Annotated in this window: 17 protein-coding genes; 5 read left to right on the forward strand and 12 right to left on the reverse strand. The window is 54.4% G+C overall.

The window, feature by feature from the left end; genetic code table 11:
• Nucleotides 1-77: 77 nt before the first annotated feature.
• On the forward strand, nucleotides 78-857 hold the full coding sequence (locus NF683_RS20880; protein WP_089037438.1) for an NRDE family protein: 780 nt from the start codon (nucleotides 78-80) through the stop codon (nucleotides 855-857).
• Nucleotides 858-865: 8 nt separating this feature from the next.
• On the opposite strand, the gene ptsP is transcribed toward NF683_RS20880, so the two are convergent.
• Together ptsP and NF683_RS20890 are read right to left on the reverse strand one after the other, a co-directional pair.
• Entirely contained in the window at nucleotides 866-3127 is a 2262-nt protein-coding gene (gene ptsP, locus NF683_RS20885; protein ID WP_253920891.1) for a phosphoenolpyruvate--protein phosphotransferase, read from the reverse strand.
• A gap of 99 nt (nucleotides 3128-3226) precedes the next feature.
• Nucleotides 3227-3724, reverse strand: a complete 498-nt coding sequence (locus NF683_RS20890) for an RNA pyrophosphohydrolase (RefSeq protein ID WP_038486029.1) — start codon at nucleotides 3722-3724, stop codon at nucleotides 3227-3229.
• A 188-nt stretch (nucleotides 3725-3912) separates the two neighbouring features.
• Between NF683_RS20890 and NF683_RS20895 the strand changes: the two genes are divergently transcribed.
• Complete coding sequence (locus NF683_RS20895) at nucleotides 3913-4569, forward strand: histidinol-phosphatase (protein ID WP_253920892.1); 657 nt, start codon at nucleotides 3913-3915, stop codon at nucleotides 4567-4569.
• An 885-nt stretch (nucleotides 4570-5454) separates the two neighbouring features.
• Here the strand turns inward: NF683_RS20895 and NF683_RS20900 are convergent.
• A complete protein-coding gene (locus NF683_RS20900) occupies nucleotides 5455-6429 on the reverse strand; it encodes a malate dehydrogenase (RefSeq protein WP_038486035.1) in 975 nt (324 codons plus the stop codon).
• A gap of 268 nt (nucleotides 6430-6697) precedes the next feature.
• Here NF683_RS20900 and NF683_RS20905 point away from each other — a divergent pair, with 268 nt between their 5' ends.
• Nucleotides 6698-7789 (forward strand): efflux RND transporter periplasmic adaptor subunit, encoded by a 1092-nt coding sequence (locus NF683_RS20905; protein WP_253920893.1) that lies wholly within the window; start codon nucleotides 6698-6700, stop codon nucleotides 7787-7789.
• Nucleotides 7773-10847 (forward strand): efflux RND transporter permease subunit, encoded by a 3075-nt coding sequence (locus NF683_RS20910; RefSeq protein WP_253920894.1) that lies wholly within the window; start codon nucleotides 7773-7775, stop codon nucleotides 10845-10847. The genes NF683_RS20905 and NF683_RS20910 overlap by 17 nt, the downstream gene beginning before the upstream one ends.
• A 176-nt stretch (nucleotides 10848-11023) precedes the next feature.
• On the opposite strand, the gene rsd is transcribed toward NF683_RS20910, so the two are convergent.
• The 9 genes from rsd to yrfG all read right to left on the reverse strand — a co-directional run bounded on the left by rsd (nucleotide 11024) and on the right by yrfG (nucleotide 21063).
• Nucleotides 11024-11512 (reverse strand): sigma D regulator, encoded by a 489-nt coding sequence (gene rsd, locus NF683_RS20915; protein WP_089037433.1) that lies wholly within the window; start codon nucleotides 11510-11512, stop codon nucleotides 11024-11026.
• Nucleotides 11513-11678: 166 nt separating this feature from the next.
• Nucleotides 11679-12176: a disulfide bond formation protein B gene (locus tag NF683_RS20920; RefSeq protein WP_038486044.1), complete on the reverse strand. Its 498-nt coding sequence runs from the start codon at nucleotides 12174-12176 to the stop codon at nucleotides 11679-11681.
• Nucleotides 12173-13813: a glutamate--cysteine ligase gene (gshA, locus tag NF683_RS20925; protein ID WP_253920895.1), complete on the reverse strand. Its 1641-nt coding sequence runs from the start codon at nucleotides 13811-13813 to the stop codon at nucleotides 12173-12175. Before gshA ends, NF683_RS20920 begins: the two co-directional genes overlap by 4 nt.
• Nucleotides 13814-13954: 141 nt before the next feature.
• Nucleotides 13955-16330, reverse strand: coding sequence for a Tex family protein (locus NF683_RS20930; protein ID WP_253920896.1), 2376 nt, complete (start codon nucleotides 16328-16330; stop codon nucleotides 13955-13957).
• 215 nt (nucleotides 16331-16545) lie between these two features.
• Nucleotides 16546-17052 (reverse strand): peptide-methionine (R)-S-oxide reductase MsrB, encoded by a 507-nt coding sequence (gene msrB / locus NF683_RS20935; protein WP_253920897.1) that lies wholly within the window; start codon nucleotides 17050-17052, stop codon nucleotides 16546-16548.
• 142 nt (nucleotides 17053-17194) lie between these two features.
• The gene (locus NF683_RS20940; RefSeq protein ID WP_253920898.1) at nucleotides 17195-18751 is read right to left on the reverse strand and encodes a phosphoenolpyruvate carboxykinase; all 1557 of its coding nucleotides are present in this window, start codon (nucleotides 18749-18751) and stop codon (nucleotides 17195-17197) included.
• Between the two features lie 311 nt (nucleotides 18752-19062).
• Nucleotides 19063-19938 (reverse strand): Hsp33 family molecular chaperone HslO, encoded by an 876-nt coding sequence (gene hslO, locus NF683_RS20945; protein WP_253920900.1) that lies wholly within the window; start codon nucleotides 19936-19938, stop codon nucleotides 19063-19065.
• Nucleotides 19939-19996: 58 nt separating this feature from the next.
• Nucleotides 19997-20386: a ribosome-associated heat shock protein Hsp15 gene (hslR, locus tag NF683_RS20950; protein ID WP_038486056.1), complete on the reverse strand. Its 390-nt coding sequence runs from the start codon at nucleotides 20384-20386 to the stop codon at nucleotides 19997-19999.
• Nucleotides 20386-21063: a GMP/IMP nucleotidase gene (gene yrfG / locus NF683_RS20955; RefSeq protein WP_089037425.1), complete on the reverse strand. Its 678-nt coding sequence runs from the start codon at nucleotides 21061-21063 to the stop codon at nucleotides 20386-20388. The genes hslR and yrfG overlap by 1 nt, the downstream gene beginning before the upstream one ends.
• Nucleotides 21064-21133: 70 nt before the next feature.
• On the opposite strand from yrfG, the gene nudE reads away from it, so the two are divergent.
• Complete coding sequence (gene nudE / locus NF683_RS20960; protein WP_038486060.1) at nucleotides 21134-21748, forward strand: ADP compounds hydrolase NudE; 615 nt, start codon at nucleotides 21134-21136, stop codon at nucleotides 21746-21748.
• Nucleotides 21749-21997: the final 249 nt, after the last annotated feature.

Below are 21997 nucleotides of genomic sequence, written 5' to 3' on the forward strand. Positions count from 1 at the left end.
AAGTGTATGTCTACGCCTCAATACTGTCATGCCAAACTGGCTAATTGGGTTTCCGTTACTCTTCGTGAGCCTTACCTATGTGCTTAATTACCTTTTCTTGGTCCCCTGGCTCTTCTACACCGTTACGCTTGGCAGGCAACCGAGATGAATTCCACCAGCGGCCCACTGCGCCTCTTGCTCATTGGGAAGAACACACCGCCGTACTGGGTGGGCGCGACTTAGAAGCCGGTGGTACGTGGCTAGCCGCCAACTCCCAAGGCGTTGTCGCAGCATTGACCAATGTGCGTGACCCCGCACTGGCAACACCAATCAACGCGCCCAGCCGAGGCGAACTTGTTGCTAGCGTGTTACAAAGTGACGATGTCGAAGCATGGCTTAAAGCGAAAGAGCGCACGACCGCGCATCGCTATGCCGGGTTTAATCTATTGGTTGCGACACCACATCGCATGTGGCATCTGCACCGTGGTCGCCATGGGGTATTACTGACCAGCGTGCCCCCTGGAGTTCATGGCTTGTCCAATGCCACTCTGAATACCCCCTGGCCAAAACTGAACCTGGTTCGCGACGCCTTGTTAAACAGCGCCGACGAACAGTGGCAGAGCGCGACGCAACATGCGCTGCATAATTCGCAAACCGCACCTGATGAAGAATTACCGGATACTGGGGTGGGTTTAACGCTGGAGCGCCAGCTCTCTGCTGCGTTTATTGTGGGTGAACACTACGGCACACGGGCAACCACTTGGTTAACGCTAAACAACCAAGGGGAAGTGGAGATAACCGAGCAGCGGTTTGGGCCACTCGGTCATTTTGAGGGAGAAACTACGTTGACGACACCATGCCCTCTGCCAATAAATTAGCCACGGCATTAATCTCGTGGCGGCATCAAGTGTGAGAGCTGCCACTCATCCATACGTTGATTGAGATGCTCATGTACTAACGCTGGAGTATCCAGATCCATGATCTCCTTGAGCAGCGTTTGTGCATCATGCATTGGCACTCGGCGAATAGCGGCCCGCACCCTCGGCAAACTAGGAGCATTCATAGACAGGCTGGTAAATCCCATCGCCATTAATAGCAGCGCACCAGCAGGATCACCCGCTAATTCGCCGCAAAGCGATATAGGCTTTTCTAGCCGAGTGGCATCCTGAGCGAGTTCTTGCAGCGCGCCCAGCAGCGCTGGGTGCAGCGCATCGTACAGGCTAGATACGCGAGGATTATTGCGATCCACCGCGAGCAAATACTGCGTTAGATCGTTACTGCCCACCGAGAAGAAATCGACCCGTTTCGCCAGCGCATCCATTTGATAAATAGTCGCAGGCACTTCAATCATCACGCCCACTTTGGGCCGTTCGACGCCAATACCTTCTTCGCCAAGCTCTAAAATGGCACGATCCAACAGACGAATCGCTTCGTCCACCTCTTCCACATTGGTAATCATCGGGAAGAGTACGTAGAGATTATTCAAGTCATGCGATGCTTTCAGCATGGCACGCAGCTGTACCATCAATACCTCTGGATGATCGAGAGTGACCCGCATTCCCCGCCAACCCAAGAATGGATTAGCTTCCTCAATGGGAAAATAGGGAAGGTCTTTATCGCCACCGATATCCAGCGTTCGCATCACCACCGGCAGTGGCGCAAAGCCTTCTAACTGCTCGCGGTACATGCGCATTTGCTCTTTCTCACCAGGGAAGCGCTCGGTAATCATAAAGGGCACTTCGGTGCGGTATAGGCCTACGCCGCCGATACGGCTTTTCAGCAGCGCCGAGGCATCAACCGCCAGCCCGGTGTTTACCATCAGCGGCATGGCATGGCCATCTGGCGTTTCGCTGGGCAAGTCTTGTTCGTGCTCCAGCAACTCACTCAGCGCCGCTTCTTCAGCAATCAGACTTTCATAACGGGCTCTTAACTCTGGCGCTGGTCGCACAAACAACCGCCCTCGGTGGCCATCAAGCACTACCGGGGCGCCGTTTAAACGCGGCAGCGGGAGACCCACCATCCCAAGCACCGTCGGAATCCCCATAGCCCGGGCAACAATAGCAACATGGGAGGTACTCGAACCACGCACGGATACCAAGCCCTTTAACTTGTCTCTTGGCACTTCTCCCAGCATGGCAACGCTAATTTCATCACCTACCAGAATGGCATTTTCTGGGTAGGTTTCTGGGGTGGAAGGCGTGTCTTCTTGAAGATGCGCCAACACACGACGGCCGAGATCACGAATATCCGCCGCGCGCTCACGCAAGTAATCGTCGTCGACGCGCTCAAGGTATTGCACATGGCGGCGCACTACGTCGGCCAACGCGCCAGGTGCCCACTGCCCTTCACGTATACGCTTTTCCACTTCTTCGGAGAGCGCCGCTTCGCCAAGCATTTGCTGATAAACATCAAACAGCGCCAGCTCTTGGGAAGAAATACGGTTAACCAAGCGCTCTGCCGCTGCGCGGATTTCATCGCGCGTTTTGCCAATGGCTTCTTTTAGCCGTGCGACTTCGTAATCTTGATCGCTAGGAATAAGATCAGGCACGCTGTTCAGGTCAGCAGGCGGCGTGATCACCACCGCCTCCCCCATCGCCATTCCTGGAGAAGCCGCCACGCCTTTGAACATGGCCTGGCCACCGGGCAGCGCAGGGCGAGCCAGGTTGCCGGTAGCGAGCGCGTGAGCCAGCACGCCTGCCAACTGAGCGGCCATGGTGACCAGAAAAGCTTCATCTTCGTCGTCGTACTGACGTTTTTCGGCTTGCTGCACGACCAAAACGCCCAGCATGAGGCGCTGATGGATAATCGGCACCCCTAAGAAGCTTGAGTAACGCTCTTCGCCAGTTGCTTCAAAATAACGAAAATGAGGATGGGTTTGCGCATCTTCTAAATTAAGCGGCTCGCTGCGCTTAGCCACTAGACCTACCAGACCCTCGCCTAGCGGTAGCACAACGCGGCCTACCGCTTGCGTGCGAAGGCCAATCGTCTCCATCAATACAAGCGACTCAAGCTCCTTATCGTATAAACAGAAGGAGCACACATCCGTCTGCATGGCCTTTCGTATGCGGCGTACCATCGTTGACAGCGCGGCGTCGAGGTTTCGTGCGCCATTCACTTCTTGAATAACGCGTCGCAGCACCTCAAGCATGGACGTTTTCCTATTCACTATTATTTGCCTCGCTGAGGGATTTTCGGCCAGCTGTCACTGTGTCCTTCGAACCGTTTCCTTTGAACAGTGGAGCGCACGTTATCCATCGTGATCTTGTTGCGCCAAACGCTGAACGCGAGGAGAAAGCTCCCGTAGCGCGCGCCGATATACCTCTCGTTTGAACGGCACCACTTGCCCCAGTGGATACCAGTAACTTACCCACCGCCAACCATCGAACTCGGGTTTAGGCGTTGCCGTCATACAGATTCGATTTTCTTGGCAGCGAATCTTGAGTAAAAACCACTTCTGCTTCTGGCCGATACAAACCGGCCGCGAGTGGGTGCGAATCATGCGTCGTGGCAGACGGTAGCGCAGCCATCCCCGGGTACAGGCGACAATATCGACATCGTCGGCGGTTAGACCGATCTCCTCAAAAAGCTCACGAAAAAGCGCTTGATGTGGTGTTTCGTTTGCCTTGATGCCTCCCTGGGGAAACTGCCACGCGTTTTGCCCTACACGACGCGCCCAAAGCAGCTGCCCCTGGCTGTTGGCAATAATGATGCCAACATTGGGGCGAAAGCCGTCAGCGTCGATCACGGACATCACCTTATAAATTTTCAGTTGTCCCCATTTTTCCACAAGGGAGACAAGCGTATCAATACAATATCACCCTAAGTGGTTAAACCATGGTGACTCTGCGATAATCCGCCGCTTTGCAAACCGTTACTGACGTTCATTCTGAGCTAACGAGCAGCACCATTAACCAACACCATAAGGGGAGCGCCGTGAGTCTGGCCATTTTCGATTTGGATAATACGCTGATATCCATCGACAGCGATCATGCCTGGGGCGAGTTTTTGCTCGAACAGGGGGCAGTTGACCCAGTTGCCTACCGCGAGGCCAATGAGCGCTTTATGGCGGACTACAATGCGGGCACGTTAGACATGGCGGCATTTTTGGAAATGGCATTGAAGCCACTGGCTGAAAATACGCCGGAACAGTTAGCCGCTTGGCATCAGCAGTTTATGGTCAGCAAAATCGAACCGAATATCTTGCCTAAAGCAGAAGAGCTGCTGGCTCGGCACCGCACGAAAGGCGATACTCTACTGATCATCACCGCCACCAATCGCTTTATTACGGCCCCGATCGCCAATCGTTTGGGCGTGGATGACTTGATTGCAGTTGACCCAGAAATAGTAGACGGCCGCTATACCGGCCGAGTAGCGGGCACTCCCAGCTACCGCGAAGGCAAAGTGACTCGCTTAAAGCAATGGTTAGAGGGCCAAGAGCTCACCATGGACGGCGCATGGTTTTACAGCGACTCCCACAACGACCTTCCCCTGCTTGAACAGGTAGAGCACCCAGTTGCCGTCGACCCCGACGACACCCTGCGCAAGGTGGCCGAAGAACGCCAATGGCGCATTATGAGCCTGCGAGATTGAGCCAGCTGCCCCGCGGGTGCGCTGACGCTTACACCGCGCTACAAACCCGTTAATTCAATACGTTGCGAACGTAGCGCGTGGTAACGAATCTTGCGAGGAACGAGCAAATGAGGCACCCGCGAACGACTATGGCACTGCCCCGCGGGTGCGCTGACGCTTACGCCGCGCTACAAACCCGTTAATTCAATACGTTGCAAACGTAGCGCGTGGTAACGCATCTTGCGAGGAACGAGCAAATGAGGCACCCGCGAACGACCATGGCACTGCCCCCGCGGGTGCGCTGACGCTTACACCGCGCTACAAACCCGTTAATTCAATACGTTGCAAACGTAGCGCGTGGTAACGCATCTTGCGAGGAACGAGCAAATGAGGCACCCGCGAACGACCATGGCACTGCCCCGCGGGTGCGCTGACGCTTACGCCGCGCTACAAACCCGTTAATTCAATACGTTGCAAACGTAGCGCGTGGTAACGAATCTTGCGAGGAACGAGCAAATGAGGCACCCGCGAACGATTATGGCACTGCCCCGCGGGTGCGCTGACGCTTACGCCGCGCTACAAACCCGTCAATTCAATACGTCGCAAACGTAGCGCGTGGTAACGCATCTTGCGAGGAACGAGCAAATGAGGCACCCGCGAACGATTATGGCACTGCCCCGCGGGTGCGCTGACGCTTACGCCGCGCTACTAACCCGTTAATTCAGTACGTTGCAAACGTAGCGCGTGGTAACGCATCTTGCGAGGAACGAGCAAATGAGGCACCCGCGAGCTGCGCAGCCGCCCAATAAAAAACCCCGCAAGCACTTAGCTTGCGGGGTTTTGTATTACTGAGCATTATTCTAAGAACAGCTTTTAGAACAGCTCAAAGCACGCTAGCCAGCGTGCTTAGCCGAGCAGGTGCTCAACGGCTGCGCGCTCTTCACGCAGTTCTTTCTCAGTGGCCTGCATCTTCTCTTTGCTGAACGCGTCCAACTCAAAGCCTTGAACGATTTCATACTTGCCACCCTGACAACGCACTGGGTAGGAGTAGATGATGCCTTCTTCAATGCCGTAGCTGCCGTCAGACGGGATCGCCATGCTAACGATGCCATCGCAACCCAGCGCCCAATCACGCATGTGATCAATGGCTGAAGACGCCGCAGATGCTGCAGAAGATGCGCCGCGTGCTTTGATAATCGCCGCACCGCGCTGCTGTACTGTCGGGATAAAGTCGTTTTCGTACCAGTCACGCTCGACCAGATCGAAGGCGGCTTTGCCGTCTACTTTGCACTGCGCCAGATCCGGGTACTGAGTAGCACTGTGGTTGCCCCAGATAATCATGCTGTCGACGTCGGTAACGTGCTTGCCGGTTTTCTGAGCCAGCTGCGTCAGCGCACGGTTGTGGTCCAAACGCGTCATCGCAGTGAACTGGCCTGCATCGAGGTCCGGCGCATTGCAAGAAGCAATCAATGCGTTGGTGTTAGCCGGGTTACCGACAACGAGCACGCGCACGTCACGGCTAGCATGATCGTTCAGCGCTTTACCTTGTACAGAGAAGATCGCGGCGTTGGCTTCCAGCAGATCCTTACGCTCCATACCCGGGCCACGCGGACGTGCACCTACCAGCAAGGCGAAATCGGCATCTTTGAAGGCAACGTTCGGATCATCAGTGGCAACGATGTCTTGTACCAGCGGGAAAGCACAGTCGTTCACTTCCATGACAACGCCATTCAGGGCGTCCATGGCTTGGGGAATTTCGAGAAGCTGGAGAATGACTGGCTGATCCGGCCCCAGCATATCGCCAGCGGCGATGCGGAAAATAAGAGAGTAGCTGATCTGGCCGGCACCGCCGGTAATCGCAATACGTACTGGATCTTTCATCATTGCTCCTTGATGGTTCGCCTAGGGTGGGTTCTCGCCTGAGAGTGGGACGACAGAACTCAAGACGCAAAGATGGTATGCCCAGATGTGCAAAAACTCAATCATACATGAGACTACTACCCATTCTCTCAGCGGCTTGGTACTCGCTGCCAGACGCCAGTTGCGCTATGGTGTGTCGGTCAGTAAGCCTTAACTCTTAGTATGACATACCCTTCAGCATGACTTGCCTTGTGTGATTTTTTTGGGTTAATACGGATATAACTACCCCATGCGACGAATCCCCTACTCTTACGCGCTTGCTAGCCTGCTGGTTCTGGCGCTTGTGATATGGCTAGCGGTTGGCGATTTCCAACGTTTCCAAAGCAGTCCACCTGATGTAGATGCCACTGAACGCGACGCAACACCTCGTGTAGAGGTGATGACCCAGCAGAGCGCGCCCTATATTCCTAAGCACGTGCTGCAAGGCCAGCTAACTGCTGAAAAAGAAACACTGCTGCGCGCCAATGTAACTGGCTATGTCGCAGAAAAACCGGTGGCCCAAGGAGAAACCGTCAGCCGAGGCGAGACACTGCTGGTACTGGACAATGACGCGCTACCCCAGCGCCTTCAGCAGGCACGTGATGAGCTAACGCTTGCTGAAGCGGAGTTCGCCGGCGCCCAAAATTTGCGTCGTCGTGAGCTAATTTCTCAGCCAGAATTGCTGCGCCTGCAAAGTGCCTTAAGCGCCAGCGCAGCCCAAGTAGCTCAGTTGGAAAAGCAGTTAAGCGATACCCGCCCAACGGCACCCTTTGAAGGCGTGCTGGACCGCGTCCAGGTTGAACTTGGCGACTTGCTGCAACCAGGCGAAGAGTGGGCACGACTGATCGACGATCGGCGCTTAATCGGCACCGCTTGGGTGGCTCAACAGCAAATCGGCGAGTTAAGCGTTGGTTTACCTGTCACCGCGCGACTGCTCAATGGCCAGTCGCTTTCCGGCGAAGTGTCTTACATTAGTAGTCGTGCAGAAGAAGCCACTCGCACATTCTATATCGAAGTAACGCTCGACAATCCAGACAGGCAACGCCTAGCAGGCAGTAGCGCTGAATTCACCATAACGCTGCCACCTCGACAGGTGCATACTCTATCGCCTGCTCTCTTTAATCTGAATGAGCAGGGTCAATTAGCCATCAAGCATGTTGTTGAGAATAACCGCGTTGCCCAAACGGCGATTGAATTGGTCAGTGCTGATACCGAACGCGCCTACGTTACTGGCCTACCCAGCTCCGTGCAGTTGATCACCCTCGGCGCAGGTTTGGTCAACCCAGGCGACACCGTAACACCAGTGTCTACCCAGGAAGGTGGTCATGCGTCAGTTGATTAATGCGGCGCTAACCCACACGCGAACCACCCTGCTGCTCCTGGTTGGCCTGCTGCTGGCGGGTACAACTGCCTGGCAGATGATTCCCAAGGAAGCCAATCCAGACGTCACTATCCCGATTATTTACGTCTCGCTTTCGCTGGAAGGCGTTAGCCCGGAAGATGGCGAGCGCCTGCTAGTTCGCCCAATGGAGCAGGAGCTGCGTGGAATCGAAGGGCTGCGCAAATTTACCGCCCAGTCGAGCGAGGGTCATGGGTCGGTAACGCTGGAGTTTGACCCTGGCTTTGATCCGGACACCGCGCTTTCTGATGTACGCGAACGCGTGGATATCGCCCGCAGTAGCTTACCGGATGAAGCGGACGAGCCTCGGGTCATGGAGGTTAACGTCTCTGAGTTTCCGGTATTGAGCATTGGCCTTTCCGGCGAGTTGGATACTCGAGAACGGGTAACCATTGCGCGTCGCTTAAAAGAGGAAATAGAGGGCATTGCCGACGTTCTAGAGGTCGATATTGCTGGCGACCGCGAGGACTTACTCGAAATTGTCGTTGACCCACTGGTACTGGAAAGTTATGGCGTTGATTTTGATACGCTGTTTAATCAAATCTCACGCAATAATCGCCTAGTTGCTGCGGGCAGCTTGGATACCGGCGCCGGACGGCTAGCACTAAAAGTGCCGGGCATTATCGAATCGTTAAACGATGTCATGGACATGCCGGTGAAAGTTGACGGCGACCAAGTGGTTACGTTTGGTGATGTTGCGTGGATTTTACCGACCTACAAAGATCCCGAAGGATTTGCCCGCATCGACGGCCAGCCAGCCGTAGTGCTGGAAATTTCCAAACGCGCTGGGGCGAACATCATCGCCACCATTGACGCAGTAAGAGAGCGCTTTGCCCAGGCAGGTGACCTACTGCCGGAACAGCTGCGTATTACCACGATTTTGGACGAATCGGTTACCGTTCAAAACATGCTTTCTGAGCTGTTAAATAACGTGCTCACCGCAGTGGTGCTGGTATTAATTGTTGTCGTAGCCGTTATGGGTTGGCGCATGGCGCTGCTGGTAGGCCTGACCATACCCGGCGCGTTTTTAACCGGCATTCTTCTGGTTTGGGCATTTGGCTTTACGCTCAACATCGTGGTGCTATTTGCGCTGATCTTAGTGGCTGGCATGCTAGTGGATGGCGCGATTGTGGTCAGCGAGCTCGCTGATCGACACCTGCATGAGGGGCAGTCTCCCCACCAGGCTTGGCTGAATGCCGCAACACGTATGAGCTGGCCGGTTATTGCCTCTACCGCGACAACGCTTGCGGTATTTATACCGCTGCTGTTTTGGCCAGGCGTGGTAGGCCAGTTTATGAAGTACCTGCCTGCCACTGTCATTTTATGCCTCCTTGCGTCGCTAGCCATGGCACTGGTGTTTTTGCCTACCCTGGGTCGATTGTTTACCCGCACATCCCATACAGCGACTGCGGGGGCAGGCCCGGTCGACGAAAGCACGTCACTTGGGCGCGGCTACCGCCGCGTGCTCGGGCGTTTGCTGCAGCATCCCGCTTGGGTGCTCGTGTTTGCGGTGCTGTTAATTGGGTTGATTTATACCGGCTATGCTCGTTTTAATCATGGCGTTGATTTCTTCCCCAGCGTAGAGCCGGACAGCGCGCAGGTACTGGTACGTGCCCGAGGCGATTTTTCCGCTGAAGAAACCGACACCATCCTGAAGCGGGTGGAAAGCCGACTGGGCAGCATGGGAGAAGTCGAAGCCCTTTATGCACGCTCTTTTGCGGTGCCCAACCAGCAAATGGGCAATGATGTGATCGGGATGTTGCAGTTTCAGTTTGTCGACTGGTATCAGCGCCGCCCTGCCCGCACGATTTTGGCTGACATGGCCGAGCGCACTCAAGATCTACCGGGGATTACGCTAGAGTTTCGCGAGCAGGAGATGGGGCCTGGCGGCGGCAAACCTATTCTGCTTGAAGTCAGCGCCACCGATCCCGATATCGCAAATGCTGGTGTTGACCAGATTACGGCACTAATGCACGAGCTAGGCGGTTTTACCGACATCCAGGATAACCGCAGCCTGCCGGGAGTCGAATGGCAGGTAAAGGTTAATCGTGAAGCCGCTGCCCGCATGGGCACCGATATCACTACCATTGGTAGTGCCGTACAGCTACTCACCACTGGCCTTCAAGTTGCCAACTACCGCCCGCCCACCGTTACTGATGAGGTGGATATTCGTGTGCGCTTACCGGAACACTGGCGCACGCTCAACCAGCTTGAACGACTGACGATTAACACCCCGCGAGGCCAAGTGCCTATTGCTCACTTTGTAGACATTACACCTGCCCCCAAAGTAGGCACTCTGAATCGCATTGATGGACGCCGTGCGATTACCGTTGAGGCAGATTTAGCACCCGGCTATTTAGCGGACGAGCGGTTGCGAGCGCTACTAGAGGCAGGCCAAAGCCAACTTGACGATAGTTTGATGGTTAATGTGGCGGGTGAACAAGAAGATCAGCAGGAATCCATGCAGTTCTTGATTAGCGCTTTCTTGATCGCGATTGGGCTAATGGCGCTGATTCTAGTAACTCAATTCAATAGCTACTATCAAGCAGCACTGGTGCTATCGGCCATTGTGTTCTCCACTGCGGGGGTTTTGATGGGGCTGCTCATTACTGGCCAAGCGTTTGGTATTGTCATGGTGGGCATGGGCATTATCGCCCTGGCAGGTATTGTCGTTAACAACAATATCGTTTTGATCGACACTTACAACGAGCTGCGCGGCCAAGGCATGCCCCCAACCGAAGCGGCACTAGAAGCAGGCACCCTGCGCTTACGCCCAGTGCTTCTCACCGCCATTACCACCGTGCTGGGGTTAATGCCGATGGTGCTGGGAATCAACGTTAATCTTTTCGCACCCGCGCTAGGTTTCAATGCCCCTTCGGCTCAGTGGTGGACACAAATGTCCAGCGCGATTGCCGGCGGCCTCACTTTCGCCACCGCCCTGACACTCTTATTAACCCCCTGCATGCTAGTGATAGGCGGCAAGCTAAGGCGTGATAGGTGAGCAGTGAGAAGAGTGAGAAGTGAGGCTGCATAGCAGACGGGGCCGGGGCACCATTCGCGGGTGCCTCATTTGCTCGAGCCTCGCAAGATTCGTTACACCGCGCTACAAAACATACTGAATTCACAGGGGTTGTAGCGCGTGGTAAGCGAAGCGCACCCGCGGGGCAGCGCAAAGCGCTACGCTGGTGACTTCATCTGCTGAGGGCTGTGGGCGGCGTGCAGGCGGGCGATTAGCTGGTCTTCTAGGGCGAAGCGCTCTGCCAAGCCTTTCGCTAAGCGGTCAATCCAGGCGGGTAAACGCACTAGATTCTGCTGACAGCGTACCGGTGAGGCGAAGTCTTCATCGAACTCCAGCACCATGGCCGTTGACATTTCTAAGCGCTCAAGGAGCTTTGCCGCGATTTGTAGCGCACTCTCATCGTCGAATGCCTTTGCTTCCTCAGCAAGCTGGGGGTAAATCTCGAAGTGCCCAGCGCTGATGTAGTCCATCAACAACTCACTAAAGGTGTCAATTCGTGCTTTGCTAATCGCCTCTAATTCGGCGTCACAGGCTTCTTGCAGCTCAATGAAGCTGACTAACAGCGAACGGCGCTGATCAAGCCAGCGATCAATCAAACTGTGCACGCCCCCCCAGCGCTCCAGGGCATTTTTGCAATCTTCGAGCATGGGGCTTTCTCCTTACAGATAGCCGTCTTCAACTGAGCTAGACTCGCGCGTCCGTGGACACCTGTCAATCCTAGCGGGTACGGTTTACTTAATTAAATGAGGCCAAACGATTAACGTAAACCATACCACTTATTTAACTCTTTTTTACAGACCATGTTTTTACAGACTATGTTTTTAAAGACCACAGAATACGCAGAGGCGCAATGGCGAGCAATAAAAAGCCGATCAAGGTCCATGCAGGCAGCGACAGGCCTAAGAACATGAAATCAATGTCAGCACACTCACCAGAGCCGGTAAGCACCATGGCAACCACTTCTTGCATCGGCAAGATATCCATCATGTACTCAAGGCCTGGGCCACAGGTCGGCACTTCGTCAGCGGGCAAGCCTTGAAGCCATACATGCCTTCCGGCAACAAAAGCACCGGTACCTACTGCGGCCAAGCTCAGCAAACCGTAGATAGCTTTGCCTACTTTGCCACTTGGGTTGTGCAGGGCAGCGATACCTAGCACTAGCCCTGCGGCAATCACCGCGACCCGCTGAAAAATACACAACGGGCAGGGTTCCAACCCCATAATATGCTCAAGCCCCAAGGCTACCGCCATCATCAGAACACAAAAGGCGAAGCCCGCTAACGCGATAGGGCGAACTGCTAATGATGTCATTGACCATCCTCTGGTGAAATAGCAGACAGCGCTCTGGATTCACGCGCTTTGGCAAAGTAAGCACTTAGGAACTCACTAAAGCTCTCTTGATCGGCTTCTTCGATATCGTGCTGCTGTTGGTGCGAGGTTTCGATCAACTGAGCAAGCAGTGCTTCACGAGAACGTAGCATGGGCGTGGATTTAAGCTTGTCAGCTTGCTCTTGAGCCAATTGCAACAGCGTATCGCTGAGCGAGCCATTACCGGCTTCCAGGCGCGCCAGCAGTTGCGCTGAGGGGGTTAGAGAAGGGTCTTTCAGCCGCGGCGCTAGCTCAGCGAGTGCTGACGCATGGGGAGCGCCCTCTTCTACCGCATCCAACAGGCGTGCTACTTCGGCCATTTCCGCAAAAATCTGCTCGCCCCACTCCTTCACCGTCGTCGTTTTGCCGTCATGGATCAGCTTCAGCGCTGGGTCACGCCCACGCTCAACGACAAAACGGCGATTGTCGTCTAAGCGGTCGCACTCTTCGTCTGAAATCCACGGGCTATCGCTTAATAGACACCACATTAAGAAGGTATCAACAAAGCGCATCTGAGCCTCGGTGACACCTAGTGGGTCGAATGGATTAAGATCCAAACAGCGTACTTCGATGTACTCTACCCCACGCGCTTCCAGGGCTTGACTGGGTGTTTCGTTGTGCTTGGCGACTCGTTTAGGGCGAATATCGCTGTAGTATTCGTTTTCAATCTGCAAAATATTGGCGTTTAACTGTTGCCACTCGTCGCCGTTCTTCACGCCCAGCTTTTCGTAGTCTGGCCACGGAGTGGAAATAGCATGCCGCAGGGTGTTGACGTAGTTGGACAACGAGTTAAAGCAGATTTTAAGCTGCGACTGCACTTTATTCTGATAGCCCAAATCCGACATACGTAGCGTGGTCGCATAGGGGGCGTAATAGGTGTCGTCGCTCAACGACTGCAGTTTTTCAGGCACTGTGCCAGTTGGCAGGAAGCTTTTGTCGATGGCGGGCGATGCGCCGAATAGGTAGAGCAGCAGCCAGCTATGACGACGAAAGTGTCGAATCATGCCGAAATAACGCGTAGAGCGATAATCGTTAAAAGGAATATTGGTGGCTTTTTCAAGCTCACGCAGGGCATGCCACATATCATCGGGTAGCGATACGTTGTAATGCACCCCGGCGATAGCCTGCATTATACGCCCGTAGCGCACATCCAACCCTTTACGATAGACATGCTTCATGGTGCCCACATTGGAGCTGCCGTAGTCAGCAATCGGTACGCTATCGTTGCCGGAAAGCCGAGACGGCATGCTGCCTGGCCAAATCCACTCATTTTCCAAGTGGTGATAGGTAAACGTGTGCAGGTCTGATAAAAATGCCAACGCCTCTTTTGGCTCTGAATACACCGGTGTGATGTACTCCAATAGCGCTTCGGAGTAGTCAGTGGTGATATGTGGATGGGTTAGCTTTGAACCCAGCGCGTAAGGGTGCGGCGTTTGAGCAATATGGCCGTTGGCGTCAACGCGTAGGCCCTCTTTTTCCACCCCGCGACGCAGGCGGCCTAGACGCCCTAAACGCGCGCTAGGGAGCAAACGCTCAACCTGGGCGGTCAGTGTGGATGGCACAGTGAGAGGTTCAGACAAGGTGAACACTCCTTGTTAGTAAGGCCTGCTTAAAGCAGGCCTTGTTGAAATCAGCTGGCATCGCCATGCGGTTTATCACGTTTTTTACCGAGAATAGACAGCAGGATATGGCGGCAACCATTAAATATTCAAGACGCGCGACTATTTGCCCTGCTTTGCTTTAAGCAGTGCTGCGCCGAGCGCGCCCATTGGTGCCGCTGCTTCGCTGGACTTTCCTCCCTGGCGTTGACCACGACCGTTCTGTCCAGAACTGGCCGACCGCTGACTACGCGCAGGCTTACGGGGCTCGTCGTTAGTGGAATTTGAAGCGGCTTGCGCCTGCTCTGGCTCATCATCCAAACGCATTGAAAGCCCTACCCGCTTGCGGGGGATATCCACGCTCATCACCTTAACGGTAACGATATCGCCTGCTTTTACTACACTGCGGGGGTCATCGATAAAGCGGTCAGAGAGCGCTGAAATATGCACGAGCCCGTCTTGATGAACGCCAATATCTACAAAGGCACCGAAGTGGGTCACGTTGGTGACGGTACCTTCCAGTACCATGCCCAGCTTCAGGTCTTTGAGCGTTTCGACGCCTTCACGGAATTCAGCCGCCTTAAACTCAGGGCGCGGGTCGCGTCCTGGCTTATCTAGCTCTTTGAGAATATCGCTGACGGTAGGAACACCAAAACGCTCATCAGCGAAGTCGGCGGGTTTCAGTGCTTTTAGCGTTGCACTATCACCAATCAGACCTTTTATATCTCGACTATTCTGCTTGGCAATACGCTCTACCAGCGTATAAGCCTCTGGGTGAACGGCGCTGGCATCCAGCGGATTTTCGGCGTTGCTGATGCGTAAAAAACCAGCACACTGCTCAAACGTCTTTGGCCCAAGGCGGCTGACTTCCAACAGCTCTTTACGGCTTGTGAAGGCACCTTTAACGTTGCGTTGGGCAACAATATTTTCAGCAATGGCAGCACTTAGCCCAGCAACACGTGAAAGCAATGCGCTAGATGCCGTATTGAGATCCACACCGACTGCGTTAACACAGTCTTCTATCACGACTTCTAGACTACGCGACAGCTGCACCTGGGAGACATCGTGCTGATACTGACCAACACCGATAGATTTCGGCTCGATTTTCACCAGTTCTGCAAGCGGGTCTTGCAGGCGGCGAGCAATAGAGACGGCGCCGCGTACGGTGACATCAAGATCTGGCAGCTCGCGAGAGGCGTATTCCGACGCGGAGTAAACCGACGCACCGGCCTCAGACACCATGACTTTACTTAAACGATGTTCGGGCGCTAACGCCTTCAGCAGATCACCTGCCAGCTTGTCGGTTTCGCGACTGGCAGTACCATTGCCAACAGCAACGAGTTGAACGCCATGCTGTTTAACCAGTTTAGCGAGCACATTGAGCGATTCGTCCCAGCGATTCTGCGGCGCATGAGGGTAAATCGTCGCTTGGTCGATAAATTGACCGGTCGCATCCACCACCGCAACCTTGCAGCCGGTTCTTAGGCCCGGGTCAATCGCGAGCGTCACTTTTTGCCCTGCAGGTGCTGCCAGCAAAAGGTCTTTCAGGTTGGCGGCAAACACCTCGATAGCGGTTAACTCTGCCTGCTCGCGCAGGCGACCCAACAGCTCGGTTTCAAGCGCGGTATAGAGCTTTACACGCCACGTCCAGCGCACTACTTCGCTCAACCATTTGTCGGCGGGGCGGCCTTCATCGCTAATACCCACTTGTTTGGCAATGGCGACCTGGGCCGGATGAATTGGCGCGTCCTCTTCGCCAGGCAGACGAATCGCCAGACTTAGAATACCTTCGTTGCGACCACGGAACATAGCAAGCGCACGGTGAGATGGCACCTTGGCCAGTTTCTCGTCATGTTCGAAGTAGTCAGAGAACTTTGCGCCCTCCTGCTGCTTGCCATCTAGCACGCGGGCACTTAATTCGCCCTCTTGCCATAACCGTTCACGCAACCGGCCAATAAGTTCAGGGTCTTCGGCGAAGCGTTCCATGAGAATTTGCTTAGCACCATCAAGGGCGGCTTTGGCATCTTCAATGGCTGGAATATCGCCTTCTGCAGAGCGCAGGTACTGCGCGGCTTCGCTTTCGGGATTAAGCTGCGGACTGGCCAACAGGGCATCCGCCAGTGGCTCTAAGCCCGCTTCACGGGCAATTTGCGCTTTCGTGCGGCGCTTTTTCTTAAACGGTAGGTATAAGTCTTCTAGGCGCTGCTTCGTCTCAGCTGCCTGAATCGTTGCTTTTAGCGTGGCATCCAGCTTGCCTTGCTCATCGATAGCCGCTAGTACGGCTTCACGGCGCTCTTCCAGCTCGCGCAAATAGCGCAGGCGCTCATCCAGTTGGCGCAGCTGAATATCATCGAGGGCACCCGTTACCTCTTTACGATAACGAGCAATAAACGGCACGGTAGCGCCACCATCCAGAAGCTCTACCGTGGCGGAGACCTGTTCAGGCCGTACGTTTAGCTCAGTGGCTAAGCGTGAAATAATACGTTGTTTGACATCCATAACGTGCAACTAACTCATGCAGCATTCGAGGTGCCGACAAGGTACCACAATCGCACGATGCTGGCATGAATTGGCCACGATGGGGAAGCTGCCCTCGCGGGTGCGCTTCGCTTACCACGCGCTACAATCCCACTGAGTTCAATGGTTGCATCCCTGTAGCGCGGTGTAACGAGTCTTGCGAGGGACTAGCAAACGAGGCACCCGCGGATAGTGTTTTATGCAGGCACAAACCGCAACGCTACACCGTTGTTGCACCAACGCAAACCGGTAGGCTCTGGGCCATCACCAAAGACATGACCTTGATGACCGCCGCAGCGCGCACAGTGATACTCTGTACGTGGCCACACCAGCTTGAAATCCAACTTGCTTAACAAGTGGCCCTCAACATGCTCGAAAAAACTGGGCCAACCGGTGCCAGAGTCATACTTCATTGCGCTGGTGAAAAGCACAAGATCGCACCCAGCACAGCGGTACTCACCTTCCCCAACCTCTCCGTCCAGGGGGCTTGAAAAGGCGCGCTCAGTTCCCTCTTCGCGGAGCACGTAAAATGCTTCATCAGTCAGGCGTTCACGCCATTCCTCTTCGCTTAATTCAAGCTTTTCAAGGCCAGGAGCTGCTTCAAGGTCTAATCGCGGAAAGCCAAACGAGACGCCCGGAAGAGCACCTGCCAGTCCCGTTAGTCCCGTTAGTCCCGCAAGACCCAAAAAGTGACGACGTTTCATTTGCGCACTCCCCCTTAATACGTCAAGCACATAGACACAAAAACGGGACGGCGCCTTAGCACCGTCCCGTTTTGACTACTTGACTGCCCAAACGTTCGATTAGTTATTCAAACGTTTGACAATCTTTACCCTATCGTACATATCAGGTTAACTGCGGACCTGCCTTGATAATTGCCGCGTTAACGCCTTCAAACTTCTTGAAGTTATCAACGAACTTAGTGGCAAGATCTTGCAGGTGACGGTCGTAGGCATCTTGGTCAGCCCACGTCTCGCGAGGATTGAGCAGGCTAGAGTCGACACCCGGCACGGCTACAGGCACTTGAAGGTTCAGGCCGTCGATGTGCTGGGTTTCAACATCACGCAGCACGCCGGACTGAATAGCACTGATGATGGCGCGAGTAGTCGGGATAGAGAAACGTGAGCCACCTTCGCCGTAGGCACCACCTGTCCAACCGGTGTTGACGAGATAAACCTGAGCATCTTTTTTGTCTACCCGCTTGATCAACAGATCGGCGTATTCACGCGCAGGACGCGGGAAGAACGGCGCACCGAAGCAGGTAGAGAATGTGGCAGCCAAGCCTTCAGATGAACCCATTTCGGTAGAGCCCACTTTCGCAGTGTAGCCTGACAAGAAATGGTACGCGGCGGCTTCTTTGGAAAGAATCGATACGGGCGGCAATACGCCAGACATATCGCAGGTCAGGAAGACGATAGCGTTAGGCTCACCAGCCAGGTTCTCCGGTACACGCTTTTCAACGTGCTCTAGCGGATAGGCGGCACGAGAGTTTTGAGTCAGGCTGTCGTCGGCGTAATCCGGCTCGCGACGATCGTCAAGAACAACGTTCTCCAGCACGGTACCAAACTTAATCGCGTTCCAGATAACCGGCTCGTTCTTCTCAGAAAGGTCGATACACTTAGCGTAGCAGCCACCTTCCATGTTAAAGACGATACCGTCGCCCCACGCGTGCTCATCATCGCCAATCAGGTAACGCGCTTGGTCAGCGGAAAGCGTGGTTTTACCCGTACCTGAAAGGCCGAAGAACAAACAGGTTTCGCCGTCTTCACCAACGTTCGCAGAGCAGTGCATCGGCAGAACATCAGCTTCTGGCAACAAGTAGTTCTGCACAGAGAACATTGCTTTCTTCATTTCACCGGCATAGCGCATACCAGCAATCAATACTTTGCGCTCGGCAAAGTTAATAATGACACAGCCATCAGAGTTGGTGCCGTCGCGGCTGGGGTCACACTCAAAGCCCGCGGCGTTCAGAATCGTCCACTCATCTTTAACCGCTGTGTTGTATGCCTGCGGGCGCACAAACATGGTGCGGCCAAACAGGTTTTGCCAAGCCGTTTCTGTGGTAACACGAACGGGTAAGTAGTGCGTGTTATCACTGCCTACATGCAGTTCAGCTACGAAGTGCTCACCGCTACCCAGATAGTCTTCTACACGTGCCCACAGCGCTGAAAATTTCTCAGCATCAAACGGGCGGTTCACGCTTCCCCAGTCGATGCTATCGCGAGTAGAGGACTCGTCGACGATATAGCGATCTTTCGGTGAACGCCCTGTGCGCAGACCGGTGTTTACCACCAGCGCACCATTAGCCGACAGGCGGCCTTCACCACGGGCCACGGCGCGCTCGATCAGTTCGGCGCTGCTAAGATTAACGTGGGCTTGGGGAGCGGCTTGAGTCGTGGTCATGTCGATTCCTGGGTCTCGAATTTACCGGGCGTCAACGACGCCTTGAGAAATCACCTCAGCCGCTTATTGTTTCCAATACCATGGGCTGAGTGCGCTGAAGTCCGGCGCATTATGGCAAAAAGAAAGCCCCCGGGAAACGGGGGCTTTCATCAAATATCTTGTAGTTAAACTACTACAATGACACTACATTTTGTGTTGCATCGCAGCAAGTCTTTCAAACAATCGTTCGACAGGCATCCTATAGGCTATGCTATGACTAGTGCGGTAGACATACGACTTCAATACCCACGCCATCATCTGCGACTACACAATCAATGAATCACTGGGGGTGGCGCGTCCGGATTTTCTAATAAAATTTCAATCTCTGCGGCTGTGTAGTGATATTTCGTGTGGCAAAAGTGGCATTGCGTATCGATTGCGCCTTCTTCGCGCAAAATATCGCGCAGCTCCTGTTCGCCAAGAGTGTATAACGCATGGCTCATTCGCTCCCGCGAGCAGGTGCAGCCAAAGCGTAGTGCTTTCGGCTCGAACACTCTAACCGTCTCTTCGTGATAGAGCCGGTACAGTACTTCGCGCTGTTCCAGCCCTAGAAGCTCTTCAGTCTTAATGGTGTCAGCGAGATGAACGCTGCGTTCCCAGGCATCAACATCTTGGTTTTGTGAGGCATCGGGCAGGCGCTGAAGCAGCAGCCCACCTGCACGCTCGCCGTCAGCCGCGAGCCAAAGGCGGGTTGGCAACTGTTCTGATTGGCCAAAGTAGGCTTCTAGGCAGCCCCCCAAGGTAGCGTGATCAAGCGCAACAATACCCTGATATCGATGCCCTTCCCTTGGATCTAGGGTAATCACAATTTGCCCTTCCCCCACCAGCTCTCGGAAACTGGCATATTCGCTGGGCAGCACAGCGTCTTCCGCGATTCGCGCGATCGCACGCAGCTCACCACCGGGGTTGGACTCGGCCATTAAGAGCGCCAATGAGCCTCGTCCTCGCACTTCAATGCTTAAGGTGCCGTCTAGTTTTACCGTGTCGGTTAGCAAAGCGACCGCCGCCAACAGCTCACCCAGCAGCTCATTAACCGCTGGCGGGTAAGCGTGGCGGTCAAGCACCTCATGATAGGCAGTGCTGAGCGTGACGATTTCACCTCGCACGTTGGTTTGGTCAAACATAAAACGTTGGATTTGATCAGACATAAGGAAACCGTCGGAGGAGTAGAGAGAAGGCTTACCGCCATGACGAATAAACGCGTGTTTAATCGCCCTGTTGGCGCTGGAAGCGCTGGATGTCACGCCGCTGTTTTTTATCAGGGCGTTTGAGTGGGTGCTGCATGGCTTCATTGGTGAGACGACGAGCTTCAGCTTCTTTGGCTCGGCGTTGCACGCTTTCCTCCGTTTCAGCGTAGAGTTTACGCGCTTCTGGCGCGCCGCGACGCTGGTCGGAAAGCGAAATCACTTCCACCTCAAAAATATCCCACCCTTGGGGAACGCGAATAAGCGCCCCCAGCTCGACATTTTTGCTGGTTTTTACGCGGCCACCGTCATAATGCACTTTACCGCCTTCTATCGCTTTTTTAGCCAGGGCACGGGTTTTGAAAAACCGTGCGGCCCATAGCCACTTATCCAAGCGAACGCTGTCGCTCATTAACGCTCTCCTCGCTGCCCTGGCAGGTTATCTGGCAGCAGTTGGGCAAACCGGTCTAGGGCAATAAACTCCTGCAGTTCTTTTTCAGGCCGCTGGCTATCTGGCTGCTTAATACCGAGTAAGTGTTTGATACCAAACTCACGGGCACTTTCGAGTACGCGTGCGTTATCATCGATAAACAGCGTGCGCGCTGAATCAAACGGTTCCCGCTCTTGAAGCGCAAACCAGAAAGCCTGCTCCTCTTTGGCAGCCCCCACATCTTCTGATGAGATGATGGCGTCGAGGTAGTTTTCCAACCCTGTCAGCGGTAATTTTAGCGCGAGGCTGGCACGGTCTGCGTTGGTCGCTAGAATGACACGGGGATGGGCTTGCTTCAGCCAGGTTAAAAAGTCTAGTGCATCGCTACGCAGGCCTATCAAGTGCTGTACTTCGCGTTTCAGCGCCACGATATCCACCCCAAGTTCGCGGCTCCAGTACGCAAGGCTGTACCAGTTCAGCGTGCCCTGCTCACCGATAATGCGCGCACGCAGCGCTTCTTGGCTCGCTGCGTCTAGCTGATGAAGCTCAACATAGCGTTTTGGCAGATGCTCTAGCCAGAAATGGCTATCGAAGTGCAGATCCAGCAGCGTGCCATCCATATCGAGTAGGACAGTATCAATCTCGCGCCAATCAATCATTGCCGCTCCAGTATGAAAGAGTAAGCATGCTATTGTAGCGTAACCCGTTTTTTGCAGCCACGGAGGCATGATGTCACTCCACGACGCTTCAACAGGCAATACCCCACATGACTACCTGAAAAAGCCGCAAATCTTGGCGCGAACCAACGTCGCCAAAAGCCGTTTATTCCAGATTGAGTCGCTTGACTTGCGCTTTTCTAATGGTGAAGAGCGCCAGTTTGAACGTTTAACCGGCGCAGACCGAGGCGCGGTAATGATTATTGCCATGCCCGATCCGGAGCACGTACTGCTTATTCGTGAATATGCGGCGGGCTTTGAAGATTATGTGCTGACGCTGCCAAAGGGGCTAGTTGACCCCGGCGAAGATATTGTCACTGCTGCCAACCGCGAGCTAATGGAAGAGTGCGGCTTTGGCGCGCATCGCATTGAGCCACTGGTGGAGTTATCGCTTGCGCCTAACTACATGCGCCACCGCATGCAGGTACTCATCGCCACCGATCTTTATCCCAAGCGCCTGCCAGGCGACGAGCCAGAGCCGTTGATTGTCGAAACCCACGCCATTGAAGAACTGCCGGCACTGCTATTACGTGACGACTTCCACGAAGCCCGCGCCATCGCCGCGCTCTATATCGCAAGGGATAAGCTGCGCGAAGAGAAACGCAATAGCGCAATGGATTTGTTGTAAAGCGTTAATGTTCAACGCGGGCAAATAGTCTAGAAGGGAGCTTCAGCTCGCGATGGTTTGGCCTCCTAAAATAGATCAGTGGCACGGTACCTTGTGGGAGGGAGCTTCAGCTCGCGATGACCCAGGCTTTTCTGCCTGTGCCAGCTATGGGCGGCTGCGCCGCCATCGCCGAGATGTCGGACCACCGATAAATCGGCCTCCTACAATGATGACCCCAGGGGTGCCTGGCCACTGCCAAAAGGCTTTTGA

The organism is Halomonas sp. MS1 (assembly GCF_024182575.1).
Classification (GTDB): Bacteria; Pseudomonadota; Gammaproteobacteria; order Pseudomonadales; family Halomonadaceae; genus Vreelandella.

Coding starts and splice junctions, on each gene's coding strand:
- yrfG (WP_089037425.1), bottom strand. CDS start 21,063: ATGATTGATTGGCGCGAGATTGATACTGTCCTACTCGATATGGATGGC.
- rsd (WP_089037433.1), bottom strand. CDS start 11,512: ATGCTCGAAGATTGCAAAAATGCCCTGGAGCGCTGGGGGGGCGTGCAC.
- hslR (WP_038486056.1), bottom strand. CDS start 20,386: ATGAGCGACAGCGTTCGCTTGGATAAGTGGCTATGGGCCGCACGGTTT.
- NF683_RS20900 (WP_038486035.1), bottom strand. CDS start 6,429: ATGAAAGATCCAGTACGTATTGCGATTACCGGCGGTGCCGGCCAGATC.
- msrB (WP_253920897.1), bottom strand. CDS start 17,052: ATGAAACGTCGTCACTTTTTGGGTCTTGCGGGACTAACGGGACTAACG.
- nudE (WP_038486060.1), top strand. CDS start 21,134: ATGTCACTCCACGACGCTTCAACAGGCAATACCCCACATGACTACCTG.
- hslO (WP_253920900.1), bottom strand. CDS start 19,938: ATGTCTGATCAAATCCAACGTTTTATGTTTGACCAAACCAACGTGCGA.
- NF683_RS20905 (WP_253920893.1), top strand. CDS start 6,698: ATGCGACGAATCCCCTACTCTTACGCGCTTGCTAGCCTGCTGGTTCTG.
- NF683_RS20880 (WP_089037438.1), top strand. CDS start 78: ATGTGCTTAATTACCTTTTCTTGGTCCCCTGGCTCTTCTACACCGTTA.
- ptsP (WP_253920891.1), bottom strand. CDS start 3,127: ATGCTTGAGGTGCTGCGACGCGTTATTCAAGAAGTGAATGGCGCACGA.
- NF683_RS20910 (WP_253920894.1), top strand. CDS start 7,773: ATGCGTCAGTTGATTAATGCGGCGCTAACCCACACGCGAACCACCCTG.
- NF683_RS20930 (WP_253920896.1), bottom strand. CDS start 16,330: ATGGATGTCAAACAACGTATTATTTCACGCTTAGCCACTGAGCTAAAC.
- NF683_RS20940 (WP_253920898.1), bottom strand. CDS start 18,751: ATGACCACGACTCAAGCCGCTCCCCAAGCCCACGTTAATCTTAGCAGC.
- NF683_RS20920 (WP_038486044.1), bottom strand. CDS start 12,176: ATGACATCATTAGCAGTTCGCCCTATCGCGTTAGCGGGCTTCGCCTTT.